Consider the following 12,816-nt stretch of genomic DNA (forward strand, 5'->3'; position numbering starts at 1 on the left):
CTCCCTGGTCGAGGTCGCCGGGTCTGCACCTGGTCGGCGGTCGAGGGTGGCGGGCTCGGTGGTTGCGCCGACCCGTTGCTCCATTCGAGTGAGGAGGGGTTTGTGGTCTGGGCCACGAAATTCGTGGCAAAGGCAGACCAAATCCGCTGGATCCAGGCTCGTCGACAGAAGAACGTGACACCAATCCCGCCATCTGCTTGACGCTGCAACGGGTGTTGTCGCATGCTGTCTCTCGACGGTGTGCACCGCTTGCCCCCCCTGCGCGGTGCACACCGTCAACCATTTCCCGGTACAGGTCGTCGGCAGCGCCTCGAGCCCGACCAGTTCGCAGACCGGGGCGCGGCGCGGGCCGCGGACGGCGCGGCGGCGGTTAGCGTAGGACGGTGACCGCCGCAGAGTTCGAGGGAGCCGTGCAGCCGCCCGAGCCGCAGGCGCCTGGCGAGCAAGCAGCTGCCCAGCCAGCGTCTGCCCAGCCAGCCGAGCAGGCACCGCCGCAAGCACCGCCGCAAGCACCGCTCACCCGTCAGCAGCGGGTCGGCCTGGCGGTCGACTCCTGGGCTCGCGAGCTGGTGGACCTCGGCGGCCGCAACACGCTGCTCTGGTACCGCGACCTCACGGTCGGCACGCTCGACCTGACCAAGGCGCACCCGAGCGGCCTGGCGATGCTGCTGGCTGGTCGCCCCACCCGCCTGTCCACGCTGATCCGCGAACCGGGTGCGCTCGCCGACGGCAGACGTCGCGCCCGCGCCATCCGGGCCAAGACCATCGAGCTGGCCGAGGAGCGGGGCATCGCCGCCGGCTGGCTGGCCGTCGGCATGGCGACGTGGAGCGCACCGGATGCCGCCCGCCCCCCGGCCGCACCCGTGCTGCTGCGGCCCTGCACCCTGCGGCCGCGCGGCGCGGCCGGTGAGGACTTCGACGTCGACCTCGGCCCGTCGGTCGAGCTCAACCCGGTGCTGGTGCACTACCTGGACAGCGAGTTCGGCGTGCAGCTGGACGCCGACGTGATCGCCGACCTGGCGATGACCGACGACGGCTTCGACCCGGCACCGGTCCTGGACCGGGTCGCGCAGACCTGCCGGGAGGTGCCCGGCTTCTCAGTGCAGCACCGGCTGGTGGTCGGCACGTTCACCTACGCCCGCCTGCCGATGGTCACCGACCTCGAGGCGCAGCGGGACGCGCTGGCCGCTCACGACGTGGTCGCCGCGCTGGCCGGGGACGCCGAGGCACTCGCCGCGGTGGCTGCCCGCCCGCCGTCCGTGGCGGTCGGGGATGCCGACCCGGCCACCGAGCACCTGGTGCTGGATGCCGACGCCTCCCAGCAGGCCGTGGTGGACGCCGTGCTGGCCGGTTCGCACCTGGTCGTGAAGGGCCCGCCCGGCACCGGAAAGTCCCAGACCATCGCCAACCTGGTCGCCAGCCTGGCCGCCGCCGGCAAGCGCACCCTGTTCGTCGCCGAGAAGCGCGCCGCCATCGACGCGGTGCTCAGCCGGCTCGCCGCGGTCGGCCTGGACGACCTCGTGCTCGACCTGCACGACGGCGCGGCCAACCGCCGGCGGGTGGCCCGCGAGATCGCGGTCACGCTCGAGCGGGCCGGCCGGGTGCCGCGCCCCGACGTCGGGGCCGTGATGTCCACCCTCATCGAGCGCCGCGGCCGGCTCACCGGGCACGTCGAGGCGCTGCACGGGCGCCGGGCGCCGTGGCAGGTCAGCGCCTACGACGCCCAGCTCGCGCTGGCTCAGCTGACCGACCGCCGTCCGGCACCGCGTTCGCGGGTCCGGGTGCGTGGGGCCGCGCTGCAGGCGCTGGGCCGTGCCGAGCTCGACTCGCTCCGTGAGGAGCTGCGCGAGGCCGCCAGCCTCGGCGCGTTCCGCACCGCGCCGGACGACGACCCCTGGTTCGGCGCAGTGCTGCGCACCCCGGAGGAAGCCGGCCAGGCGCTGGAGAAGGTCACCGTGCTCGGCCAGCAGACGCTGCCCGCGGCCCGCTCGGCGCTGCCGGCCCTGCTGGCCGAGGCCGGCATGCCCGAGGGCCGCACGCTGGCTGACTGGGGCCGCAGCCTGGCCCTGATCGGGTCCGTGCGGAGAACGCTGGACGTGTTCTCCCCCAACGTCTTCGACACCTCGCTGGCCGACGCCGTCGCCGCCACCGCGACCCGGGAATGGCGGGCCGAGCGGGGGATCGACCTGGGCTGGTCGCAGCGCCGCCGGCTGGCTCGCGCCGCCCGGCGGTTGCTGCGCCCCGGTGCGCCGCCGGCGGACCTGCACGCCGCCCTGGAGCTGGCCCACCGCCAGCGCGAGGAGTGGCAGGTGCTGGCCGGGCGTGGCGCCAGGCCGCAGCTGCCACCGGGCATCGACGAGGCGGAGCGGCTCTACCTGGACGTCGCGGAGCCGTTGACCTGGCTGGCCGACCGGCTGGCTGGCACCCCCGCCGGTGGCGACCTGACCGAGACCGATCTCGAGCTGCTGGCCGGGCGGCTGGAGCTGCTCGGTGAGCGGACGGCGTCGCTGCCGGTGATCCCGCGCACGGTGGTCCTGCGCGAGCGGCTGCGGGCTGCCGGCCTGGAACCGCTGCTGGCCGACCTGGCTAGCCGGGACGTGGCCCCGGCGGACGTCGGCGCCGAGCTCGAGCTGGTCTGGTGGACGTCGGTGCTGGAGGACCTCGCCGTGGCCGACCCGCGCTACGGGGCGCACGACGGCGAGCTGCTGCGCCAGGTCGCGGACGAGTTCGCCGCCGCGGACCGCCAGCACCTGTCGGCAGGTGCGGTGCGGGTGCGCCGAGCCACGGCCGAGCGACTGGTCGCCGCCTTGGACCGCCGCCCGGAGCAGGCCGCGCTGCTGCGCGCGGAGGCCGCCAAGCAGCGCCGGCACCGGCCGTTGCGCGACCTGGTGGCCGGAGCGCCCGAGGTGCTCGGCGCCGCTAAGCCCTGCTGGGCGCTCAGCCCGTTGGTCGTCTCGCAGGTGCTGCCGCCCGGGCAGCAGTTCGACGTCGTGGTGTTCGACGAGGCCTCTCAGGTGCCCCCGGCCCAGGCGGTCGCCGCGATCAGCCGAGCCCGCCAGGTGGTCGTCGCCGGCGACGAGCGGCAGCTGCCCCCGACGGCCTTCTTCACCAGCGCCGTCCCGGACGAGGCTGCGGCCGGCGCCCACGCCGATGAGTCGTTCACCGAAGGTTTCGAGTCGGTCCTGGACGCGCTGTCCGCCAGCCTGCCGGTGGCCCAGCTGCGCTGGCACTACCGGTCCCGCGACGAGCGGCTGGTCGCCTTCGCCAACCGGCACGTCTACGACGGGTCGCTGGTCACCTTCCCGGCTGCCGGGTCGGGGCAGGTGCTGCGGATGGTGGAGGTCGACGGTCGTGGCGTGCTGTCGCCGGACGCGGAGTCGGTGGAGAGCACTGACGCCGAGGTGGCCGAGGTCGTCCGGCTGGTGATCGAGCACGCCCGTACCCGGCCGACCGAGTCGCTGGGGGTGATCGCGCTCGGGCTGCGGCACGCCGCCCGGGTCGACGACGCGCTGCGGCTCACCCTGGCCGACCACCCGGACGTCGCCGAGCTGCTGGGAGGCGACGGCCCCGAGCGGTTCTTCGTGAAGAACCTCGAGCGCGTCCAGGGGGACGAGCGGGACGCGATCATCCTGACCGTCGGCTACGGCCGCACGCCGCACGGCCGGGTGCTGCACCGGTTCGGGCCGCTGAACCAGGCGGGCGGCGAGCGGCGGCTGAACGTCGCGATGACCCGCGCCCGCTCCCGGATGACCGTGGTCGCCTCGTTCGGGCCGAGCGACCTGGACCCGACCCGGCTGTCCGCGCGCGGCGCGCGGCTGCTGCGGGACTACCTGACCTACGCCGCCAGCGGTGGCCGACTGCTCGAACCGGACGACGCTGCTGACGACGCTGCTGACGACGCTGCCGACGACGCTGCCGACGACGCTGGTGCCGTGGACCCGGCGTCCAGCGACCTCGTGGTAGCCGACCTGGCGGCGAGGCTGCGCGGGCAGGACCTGCGGGTCGTCGAGCGCTACGGCGCGTCCCGGGCACGGATCGACCTCGCGGTCGGCGAGGCGGACGGCCCGCTGCTGGTGGCGGTCGAGGCGGACGGCCCGCAGTATGCGGCGGTGCGCAGCAGCCGTGAACGCGACCGGCTGCGCGGCGAGCAGCTGCAGCGACTCGGTTGGACGCACGTGCGCAGCTGGTCGACCGACGTGTTCCGCGACCCGGCTCGCGAGGTCGCCCGGATCCGCTCCGTCGTCGCTCGGGCGTCGGCTGTCGCGGGTGCGCCCGCTGAGCCGGCGCTCGATGGTGCGCTGCCGGTGCGCTGGGACGCCGACGACGCGCTGTTCCCCACGTCCTACGCGGTCGCGGGATCGTCGTCAGCTGCGGCGAACCGGGCGGGGCCCAGGCCGCGGGTGCCGTCCGGGCTGCCGGTCGAGGACTACTCGGACGGCGACCTCGATGCGGTGGTCGGCTGGATCTGCTCGGACACGTTGCTGCGCACCCACGACGAGGTCGCGGCGTTGGCCCGCCAGCAGCTCGGCTTCTCGCGACGGGGGAGCAGGATCGACGCCGCCGTGGACGCCGCGATCGTCCGGGTCCGGTCCGCCGGGGAGTAGGCGAGACATGACCGACGAAGCACCGGAGCCTCGCCGCGGCAAGCACCGGCGAGCGACACGCGCTGCAACCGGCCCCGGCGCCACCGGCGACCAGAACGGACAGACGAAGGACGACACGGACGTCGGCTGGGGTGAGCTCCCGGACGGGGACGCCCGCCGTGACCAGCACGAGAAGTGGCTGAACGAGCAGCGCCCCCCGCACTGGGAATGAGGTCAGGCCGGGGGAGGACCTGCGGTTCCGCCGCTGCCTGAGCCGCTGGTCCGGCTGAGCAGGTCGCGGATCTCGGTGAGCAGGATGACCTCTTCGGTCGGCGCCTCGGGCTCGGGCTCCTCGCCGCGCTTGCGCCGCTCGGCCAGGTGGTTCATCGGAGCCACGACGATGAAGTAGATCGCCGCCGCCACGATGACGAAGTTGATCACCGCGCTGAGCACCAACCCGATCGAGAAGATGGCGCCGTTGATGTGGAACACGCCGACGCTGTTCAAGTTCGGCTTGCTGAAGATCGCCGCGATCAACGGGTTGATCAGCCCGTCGATCACCGCCTTGATCACGAGGCCGAACGCCGCGCCGATGACCACCGCGACCGCGAGGTCGACGACGTTGCCTCGCATCAGGAAGTCCTTGAAGCCCTTCAGCATCGGATCGCCCATCTGCTCGGGATGCGGAAACGCCTGAACGCTACCGGATCAGGAAGGACAGCGGCCCGATCGCTTCGGCCTGCGCCAGGTCGGCCGCCGTCGATCCGGGAACAGCGAGCAGCAGCAGCCCGCCCTGGCCCGGATCGGTGCCGCCCCCGCCGAGCAGGCTCTCGCCGCGGGCAGGCCCACCGACTGCTCGTCCGTCTGCCCCGCCGTCTGCCCCGCCGGTCCCGGGCATAGCCAGCACGGTGGCGCCGCGGGCGACGGTTCGGGCACTCGTGGCGTCCGTCAGCGCGACCAGGACGTCGATCCGGCTTCCCGGCCGCAGCATCGCGGTGGCCGCACCGTCCGCGATCCGCACCGGGACGGCTACGTCGCCGGCCGACCGCCCGGCGAGCAGCCCCCGGCCGACCAGCCTGGCCGGGGTCAGGACCTCGCCCGCCTGCAGCGGTGTGCTGACCACCCGTCCGAGCGCCAACCCGCGCTGGCGCAGCACCTCCCCGGGGAGCGTGTTCGGTGGACGTCGAGCCACTGCCAGGTCGCCGTCCTGCAACGAGGCCCCGGCCGGCACGTCCCGAGCGGCGACCAGCACCGACCGACCCGGCGCCGGATCGGGTGCCAGTACGTTCAGCCCGACCCCGACCGAAGCCGCCGCACAGCCGCCCGCGAGCCAGCGCCGCAGGCTGGGAAGCCTGCGGCGCAAGGGGACCCATCCACCGACACCGGCAGTCGGCCGGCCCGGCGAACGCGGCCGGCCCGGCTGGGCAGAGCGGGTCGGTCGGCGCAGACCGGGCAGTCTCACGGCAGGTCGAACGGCAAGCGCTGCCCGTCAAGCGCGTGCCGGCAGCCGCAGTCGTCGTCCGTCGGCATGGTCGGGACGACGTGGCCGAGCATCGCCTTGAGCCGTTCGACGTTGCGGGCGAAGACCTCCAGCACCTCGTGGTGGGTGACGCCCTCGCCCTCGGCCACCCCGGCGTCCAGGTCGGTGACCAGCGCGATCGAGGTCAGGCAGATGGCCAGCTCGCGGGCGATCGCCGCCTCCGGCATGCCGGTCATGCCGACCACGGACCACCCGGCGGCGCTGTGCCAGTGCGACTCGGCCCGGCTGGAGAACCGCGGACCGTTGATCACGACCAGCGTCCCGCCGTCCACCACGTGCTCGCCGGTGTCGTTGGCGACGTCCAGCACCGCGCGACGTCCGCGCGGGCAGTAGGGGTCGGCCATCGACACGTGCACGACCGGGCCCTCGGCGTCGTAGACAGTGTGCTCGCGGCCCCACGTGCGGTCGACGACCTGGTCGGGCAGCACGATCGTGCCGGGACCGTTCTCGGCGCGCAGCGAACCCACGGCGCAGGGCGCCAGCACCTGGCGCACTCCCAGAGCGCGTAGCGCCCACAGGTTGGCCCGGTAGTTGACCCGGTGCGGCGCGAACCGGTGGTCGCGGCCGTGCCGTGGCACGAACGCCACCTGGCGACCGCCGACTGCCCCGAGGGTGACCGGCGAGCTGGGCTCGCCGAACGGGGTCGGCACGGCCACTTCGGTGGCGTCGTCCAGGAACGAGTAAAAGCCCGAGCCGCCGATCACCCCGATCGGTGCGGGGCTCGGTTCGCTTGCGGCAGTGGAGTGGGAGGCAGGTGTGGCCGGATCGGTCATGGCCACAACCCTAGGGCGGGGCCACGCGCCGCTGTCCTTTGACGGACCGATCTGTGGACGGTGGGACGATCCGCCGTCCACAGGGGGACTGGCGCGGGCTGGTGCTCCGCTCAGGCGGCGGAGGTGGAGCCCGAGCTGCTCTCGGACTTCGAGCCTGACTTCGAGCCTGACTTCGACTCGGACTTCGACTCGGACTTCGAGTCCGACTTCGACTCGGACTTCGAGTCCGACTTCGAGTCCGACTTGCCCGCCGGGATCGACGAGGAAGCGCTGCGCGAGTCGGTGCGGTAGAAGCCGGAGCCCTTGAACACCACGCCCACGGAACCGAACACCTTGCGCAGCCGGCCGCCACACTCCGGGCAGACGGTCAGCGCGTCGTCCGTGAACGACTGCACGATCTCGAACGCGTGATCGCAGTGCGTGCAGGCGTAGTCGTACGTCGGCATCCAGGCCCTCCACAGGTGCGCACCGGATCTTGGCACTCCGGTCTGTCGAGTGCCAAGTGTACGGGTTGGTCAACATCCGCGTCGACGCGACGATTCCGGCGGCCCTGAGCACGGCGCCGAGCACGCAGCGCGCGGAATGGTCCGCCCCAGCGCGCACGTTGTGTCGCCATGACCACCACCCCGAGCGGCTACGAGCTCTTCCGCCTCGCCGAGCAGTACCTGGCCGACGGCCACCCCCGGCACGCCATCTCCACGCTGGAGCGGATGGAGCGCGACGACCTCGCGGCACCTGCCGCCCAGCGTCTGCTCGCGCTGTCCTGCTACCGGTTCGCCGCCCTGGGTCGTGCCCGCGAGATCGCCGAGCGGCTGGTCGAGACCGACCCGAGCGACGCCGAGGCGGCGCACCTGCTCGGCCGCACGCTGACCCGTCAGGGCGCCCCGGACGCCGCGCGCCGCTGGCTGAGGCTCGCCGCCGCGCTCGACCCGCGCGAGGAGCACCTGGCCTACGCGGACGGCATGCAACTATTCGCGACATGAACTCCGGGATGGACGCAGACGTCATCGTGGTCGGTGCCGGGTTGGCCGGGCTGGTCGCCACCGCCGAGCTGGTGGACGCCGGACGGCGGGTGATACTGGTGGACCAGGAGCCCGAGCAGGCCCTGGGCGGGCAGGCGTTCTGGTCGTTCGGCGGCCTGTTCCTGGTCGACAGCCCCGAGCAGCGCCGGATGGGCATCAAGGACTCGCTGGACCTGGCGTGGCAGGACTGGTTGGGCACGGCCGGCTTCGACCGCGAGCGGGAGGACCACTGGCCGCGGCGCTGGGCGCGTGCCTACGTCGAGTGGGCCGCCACCGAGAAGCGCACCTGGCTGCGCGAGCAGGGCGTGCGCTTCTTCCCCGTGGTCGGTTGGGCCGAGCGCGGCGGGTACCTCGCCGACGGGCCGGGCAACTCGGTGCCGCGCTTCCACATCACCTGGGGCACCGGCCCCGGGGTGGTCGAGCCGTTCGAGCGCCGGGTGCGGGTCGGGATCGAACGCGGGCTGGTGCGCCTGGCGTCCCGGCACCGGGTGGACGCTCTGAACGTGACCGACGGCGTGGTGGACGGGGTGAGCGGGGTCGTGCTCGAGCCGAGCGACGTGCGTCGCGGCGAGTCGTCCTCGCGCACCGTGGCGGGCGAGTTCAGCCTGCGCGCCCAGGCGGTGATCGTCACCGCCGGTGGGATCGGCGGCAACCACGACCTGGTGCGCGCGAGCTGGCCCAAGCGGCTGCCCCCGCCGCCGCAGGACATGCTGACCGGCGTCCCGGCGCACGTGGACGGACGGATGCTCGCCATCACCGAGGCGGCCGGCGGCTCGATCGTCAACCGCGACCGGATGTGGCACTACACCGAGGGCATCCAGAACTGGGACCCGATCTGGCCCGGGCACGGCATCCGGATCCTGCCCGGCCCGTCGTCGCTGTGGCTGGACGCGACCGGCAGGCGCCTGCCTGTGCCGTACTTCCCCGGGTTCGACACCCTCGGCACCCTCGAGCACATCCTGGGCACCGGTCACGACCACACCTGGTTCGTGCTGACCCAGAAGATCATCGAGAAGGAGTTCGCGCTGTCCGGCTCGGAGCAGAACCCGGACCTGACCGGCAAGGACGTGCGCCAGGTGCTGTCCCGGGTCAAGCCTGGTGCGCCCGGCCCGGTCGAGGCGTTCAAGCGCAACGGCGTCGACTTCGTCGTCCGGGACTCGCTGCGCGAGCTCGTGGCCGGGATGAACGCGTTGGCCGGCAACGACCTGCTGGACTTCGACGACATCGAGCGGCAGGTGCTGGCCCGCGACCGCGAGGTCGACAACGACTTCACCAAGGACCTGCAGATCACCGCGATCCACGGCGCTCGCCGGTACCGCGGCGACAAGCTGATCCGCACGGCCACGCCGCACAGGCTGCTCGACCCGAAGGCCGGTCCGTTGATCGCGGTCCGGCTTCGGGTGCTGACCCGCAAGACCCTCGGCGGACTGGAGACGGACCTGTCCGCTCGGGTGCTGCGCGCCAGCGCGGACAGCGTGGGCGAGCCCATCCCCGGCCTGTACGCGGCCGGCGAGGTGGCCGGCTTCGGCGGTGGTGGGATGCACGGGTACCGGTCGCTGGAGGGAACCTTCCTGGGCGGCTGCCTGTTCAGCGGACGCACGGCCGGCCGGGCCGCCGCCGCCGCGACCGCGTAGCCCGCAGCCGCGTAGGGCGTAGCCGCGTAGGCCGACGCGACTGCGGCCAGATCATGGCTATCCAGCCGCAGGTGCGGCTACATTGCGCTGGTGCCGCTCTACCGGATCCGTGAGGCAGCCGAGCTGCTCGGCGTCAGCGACGACACGCTGCGCCGCTGGGTGGACGCCGGACGGCTGAGCGTCGAGGCGGACGCCGCCGGCCGGCAGGTCGTCGACGGCACCGAGCTGGCCCGGCTGGCCACCGAGGTCGCCGGGGCGACCGAGCGACCCACGCCGCGTCCGATCCTGGTCGAGTCGGCGCGCAACCGCTTCGTCGGGCTGGTCACCCGGGTCGTGCGGGACACCGTGATGGCCCAGGTCGACGTCCAGGCCGGACCGCACCGCCTGGTGTCGCTGATGAGTCGCGAGGCCGCCGACGACCTGGGCCTCGAGCCGGGAGTGCTCGCCATCGCATCCGTGAAGTCCACCCACGTCGTCATCGAGAAGCCGGAGCAGCCGTGAACACCATCCGTCGCACCATGACCGTCACCCTGGTGGCGACCCTCGCCCTGTTCACCGCGGGCTGCGGGGACGACAGCAAGAGCGACACGTCGAGCGCAGGGGGCTCGTCGTCGACCTCGTCCGGCTCGGTCAGTGGCACCATCACGGTGTTCGCGGCGGCGTCGCTGACCGAGTCGTTCACCGACCTGGGCAAGAAGTTCGAGGCGGCCAACCCGGGGGTCAAGGTGACCTTCAGCTTCGGCCCGAGCTCCGGGCTCGCCGAGCAGATCACCCAGGGCGCGCCGGCGGACGTGTTCGCCTCGGCCAGTGCGAAGAACATGACCCAGGTGACGGACGCCGGCGACGCGGCCGACCCGAAGACGTTCGCCAAGAACGTGATGGAGATCGCCGTGCCGCCGACCAACCCGGCCAAGGTGACCGGAGTGAACGACCTGGCCAAGTCCTCGGTCAAGGTGGCGCTGTGCCAGTCCGAGGTGCCCTGCGGTGCGGTCGCCGCACAGGTCTTCAAGAACGCCGGCATCACGGTGAAGCCGGTGACGGAGGAGGCCGACGTCAAGGCGGTGCTGTCCAAGGTCACCCTCGGCGAGGTGGACGCGGGCATGGTCTACGTCACCGACGTCAAGTCGGCCGGTGACAAGGTGGCTGGAGTGCAGATCCCGGACGACGTGAACGCCTCGACGTCCTACCCGATCGCCACCCTGAAGAGCTCCAAGAACGCCGCCGCCGCCCAAGCCTTCATGAACTTCGTGCTCTCGCCGACCGGCACGTCGGTGCTGACTGCGGCAGGTTTCCAGGCACCCTGACCATGTGCCGCCAGACGTGAGCAGGTCCGCCGTCGCGCGACGGACCTCGCGCCGACGCGGACCGAGCGACCGTCCGCCGTGGCCGTTGGCCGTACCCGCAGCGGTCGGCGTGGTCTTCCTGGTGCTGCCGCTGCTGGCGCTGCTCATCCGGGCGCCCTGGCGGGCGCTGCCCGAGCTGCTGTCCGGCGATCAGGTCGCCAGCGCGCTGAAGCTGTCCCTGGTCAGCGCGACGCTGGCGACCGGGGTGTGCCTGGTGCTCGGCGTGCCGCTGGCCTGGGTGCTGGCCAGGTCGCGGGTGCCTGGTACCGCGCTGCTGCGCGCGCTGGTCACGGTGCCGCTGGTGCTGCCGCCGGTGGTCGGTGGGGTCGCGCTGCTGATGGCGCTCGGACGGCGAGGCGTGGTCGGGCAGTACCTCGACTCCTGGTTCGGCATCACCTTGCCGTTCACCCCGGCCGCCGTGGTGATCGCCGAGGCGTTCGTCGCGATGCCGTTCCTGGTGCTGACGCTGGAGGGCGCGTTCCGCAGTGCCGACCGGGGGATGGACGAGGCGGCCGTCACGCTGGGCGCGAGCCGGATCACCGTGTTCCGCCGGGTCACCCTGCCGCTGGTGGCACCGTCGCTGGTCGCCGGCGCCGTGCTGGCCTGGGCCAGGGCGCTGGGCGAGTTCGGTGCCACGATCACCTTCGCCGGCAACTTCCCGGGCCGCACCCAGACGATGCCGGTGGCCACCTACATCGCGTTGCAGACCGACCCCGATGCGGCCATCGCGTTGTCCCTGGTGCTGCTGGCGGTCTCGGTCACCGTCCTGGTGCTGCTGCGGGACAGCTGGTTGCGCACCGGGGTGAACCAGTGAGCGGGGTGAACCAGTGAGCGGGGTGAACCAGTGAGCGGGTCGCTGCGGGTGCACGGCGAGATCACCCGCGGCACGTTCACCGTGCAGCTCGAGGTGGAGGTCGCCCCCGACGAGGTGGTCGTCCTGCTCGGGCCGAACGGGGCCGGCAAGACCACCTTGCTGCGGGCGGTGGCCGGGCTGGAGCCCTTGCAGCACGGGCGGATCGAGCTGGACGGCCAGGTCCTGGACGACGGCGCCGACGTCTTCGTGCCGCCGGAGCAGCGCTCGGTCGGCCTGGTCTTTCAGGACTACCGGCTGTTCCCGCACCTGTCGGTGCTGGAGAACGTCGCCTTCGCGGCCCGCTCGGCCGGGGCTCACCGGCAGATCGCCCGGGACGGCGCACGCGAGTGGCTGCAACGGCTGGACGTCGAGCCGCTGGCCGACCGGCGGCCGGCCCAGCTCTCCGGCGGGCAGGCGCAGCGGGTCGCGCTGGCCCGAGCGCTGGCCCGCCGGCCACGGGTGCTGCTGCTGGACGAACCGCTGGCCGCGCTGGACGCCCGGGCCCGGCTCGAGCTGCGGGTCACCCTTCGCCGGCATCTGGTCGAGTTCGGCGGGCCGGTCGTGGTCGTCTCGCACGACCCGGTCGAGGCCATGGTGATGGCGGACCGGCTGGTCGTGGTCGAGGCCGGACGCGTCGTCCAGCAGGGCCGGCCGGCGGACGTCGCCCGCCGCCCCGCCACCGACTACGTCGCCCGGCTGGTGGGGCTGAACCTGCTGTCTGGCAACGGAGCGGCGGACCACGTCGTCGAGCTCGACGGTGGTGGGAAGATCCGCGGCGCGAGCGAGGTGACTGTCGGCGAACGGGTGCTGGTCGCCGTCCCGCCGTCCGCGGTCAGCATGCACCTTGAGCGGCCCGGGCCGGGCAGCGCCCGGAACCTGTGGTCCGGCGTCGTCGACGGGTTGGAACCCTTGCACGACAGGGTGCGTGTGCACGTCCGCTCGCAGCCCTCGCTGCTGGTGGACATCACCCCGGCCGCCGTTGCCGAGCTCGCGCTACGGCCCGGTTCGGCGGTCTGGCTGTCGGTCAAGGCGACCGAGGTGGAGGTCTACCCTTCGCCTACTTGAGCG

At 73.1% G+C, this 12,816-nt stretch carries 12 protein-coding genes; 8 read left to right on the forward strand and 4 right to left on the reverse strand.

Annotated elements, in window-relative coordinates; translation table 11 throughout:
* Positions 1 to 383 precede the first annotated feature (383 nt).
* Together ACPPVT_RS04110 and ACPPVT_RS04115 are read left to right on the forward strand one after the other, a co-directional pair.
* Positions 384 to 4,604: an AAA domain-containing protein gene (locus tag ACPPVT_RS04110; protein WP_426565741.1), complete on the forward strand. Its 4,221-nt coding sequence runs from the start codon at positions 384 to 386 to the stop codon at positions 4,602 to 4,604.
* A gap of 7 nt (positions 4,605 to 4,611) precedes the next feature.
* Positions 4,612 to 4,815 carry a hypothetical protein gene (locus ACPPVT_RS04115; protein ID WP_426565743.1) on the forward strand — a complete coding sequence of 68 codons (204 nt, stop codon included), beginning with the start codon at positions 4,612 to 4,614 and terminating at the stop codon, positions 4,813 to 4,815.
* A gap of 2 nt (positions 4,816 to 4,817) precedes the next feature.
* Here the strand turns inward: ACPPVT_RS04115 and mscL are convergent, their stop codons facing one another.
* The 4 genes from mscL to ACPPVT_RS04135 form a co-directional block, all read right to left on the reverse strand.
* Positions 4,818 to 5,255 (reverse strand): large conductance mechanosensitive channel protein MscL, encoded by a 438-nt coding sequence (gene mscL, locus ACPPVT_RS04120; RefSeq protein ID WP_426565745.1) that lies wholly within the window; start codon positions 5,253 to 5,255, stop codon positions 4,818 to 4,820.
* 28 nt (positions 5,256 to 5,283) lie between these two features.
* Positions 5,284 to 5,946, reverse strand: a complete 663-nt coding sequence (gene cpaB / locus ACPPVT_RS04125; protein ID WP_426565747.1) for a Flp pilus assembly protein CpaB — start codon at positions 5,944 to 5,946, stop codon at positions 5,284 to 5,286.
* 95 nt (positions 5,947 to 6,041) lie between these two features.
* The gene (locus tag ACPPVT_RS04130; protein WP_426565749.1) at positions 6,042 to 6,896 is read right to left on the reverse strand and encodes an S-methyl-5'-thioadenosine phosphorylase; all 855 of its coding nucleotides are present in this window, start codon (positions 6,894 to 6,896) and stop codon (positions 6,042 to 6,044) included.
* A 110-nt stretch (positions 6,897 to 7,006) separates the two neighbouring features.
* Positions 7,007 to 7,342 (reverse strand): FmdB family zinc ribbon protein, encoded by a 336-nt coding sequence (locus tag ACPPVT_RS04135; RefSeq protein ID WP_426565751.1) that lies wholly within the window; start codon positions 7,340 to 7,342, stop codon positions 7,007 to 7,009.
* Positions 7,343 to 7,510: 168 nt separating this feature from the next.
* Between ACPPVT_RS04135 and ACPPVT_RS04140 the strand changes: the two genes are divergently transcribed.
* The 6 genes from ACPPVT_RS04140 to ACPPVT_RS04165 all read left to right on the forward strand — a co-directional run bounded on the left by ACPPVT_RS04140 (position 7,511) and on the right by ACPPVT_RS04165 (position 12,813).
* On the forward strand, positions 7,511 to 7,879 hold the full coding sequence (locus ACPPVT_RS04140) for a tetratricopeptide repeat protein (protein WP_426565753.1): 369 nt from the start codon (positions 7,511 to 7,513) through the stop codon (positions 7,877 to 7,879).
* Positions 7,876 to 9,552, forward strand: a complete 1,677-nt coding sequence (locus tag ACPPVT_RS04145; protein WP_426565755.1) for an FAD-binding dehydrogenase — start codon at positions 7,876 to 7,878, stop codon at positions 9,550 to 9,552. The genes ACPPVT_RS04140 and ACPPVT_RS04145 overlap by 4 nt, the downstream gene beginning before the upstream one ends.
* Before the next feature lie 90 nt (positions 9,553 to 9,642).
* Positions 9,643 to 10,053, forward strand: a complete 411-nt coding sequence (locus tag ACPPVT_RS04150; protein ID WP_426565757.1) for a TOBE domain-containing protein — start codon at positions 9,643 to 9,645, stop codon at positions 10,051 to 10,053.
* On the forward strand, positions 10,050 to 10,856 hold the full coding sequence (modA, locus tag ACPPVT_RS04155) for a molybdate ABC transporter substrate-binding protein (protein WP_426565759.1): 807 nt from the start codon (positions 10,050 to 10,052) through the stop codon (positions 10,854 to 10,856). Before ACPPVT_RS04150 ends, modA begins: the two co-directional genes overlap by 4 nt.
* Positions 10,857 to 10,872: 16 nt before the next feature.
* On the forward strand, positions 10,873 to 11,709 hold the full coding sequence (locus ACPPVT_RS04160) for an ABC transporter permease (RefSeq protein WP_426565761.1): 837 nt from the start codon (positions 10,873 to 10,875) through the stop codon (positions 11,707 to 11,709).
* Positions 11,710 to 11,739: 30 nt separating this feature from the next.
* Positions 11,740 to 12,813: an ABC transporter ATP-binding protein gene (locus ACPPVT_RS04165; protein ID WP_426565763.1), complete on the forward strand. Its 1,074-nt coding sequence runs from the start codon at positions 11,740 to 11,742 to the stop codon at positions 12,811 to 12,813.
* Positions 12,814 to 12,816: the final 3 nt, after the last annotated feature.

It is taken from the genome of Angustibacter sp. McL0619 (assembly GCF_049994355.1).
Taxonomy (GTDB): domain Bacteria; phylum Actinomycetota; class Actinomycetes; order Actinomycetales; family Angustibacteraceae; genus Angustibacter.

Coding starts and splice junctions, on each gene's coding strand:
- ACPPVT_RS04115 (WP_426565743.1), top strand. CDS start 4,612: ATGACCGACGAAGCACCGGAGCCTCGCCGCGGCAAGCACCGGCGAGCG.
- mscL (WP_426565745.1), bottom strand. CDS start 5,255: ATGGGCGATCCGATGCTGAAGGGCTTCAAGGACTTCCTGATGCGAGGC.
- ACPPVT_RS04130 (WP_426565749.1), bottom strand. CDS start 6,896: ATGACCGATCCGGCCACACCTGCCTCCCACTCCACTGCCGCAAGCGAA.
- ACPPVT_RS04135 (WP_426565751.1), bottom strand. CDS start 7,342: ATGCCGACGTACGACTACGCCTGCACGCACTGCGATCACGCGTTCGAG.
- ACPPVT_RS04140 (WP_426565753.1), top strand. CDS start 7,511: ATGACCACCACCCCGAGCGGCTACGAGCTCTTCCGCCTCGCCGAGCAG.
- ACPPVT_RS04145 (WP_426565755.1), top strand. CDS start 7,876: ATGAACTCCGGGATGGACGCAGACGTCATCGTGGTCGGTGCCGGGTTG.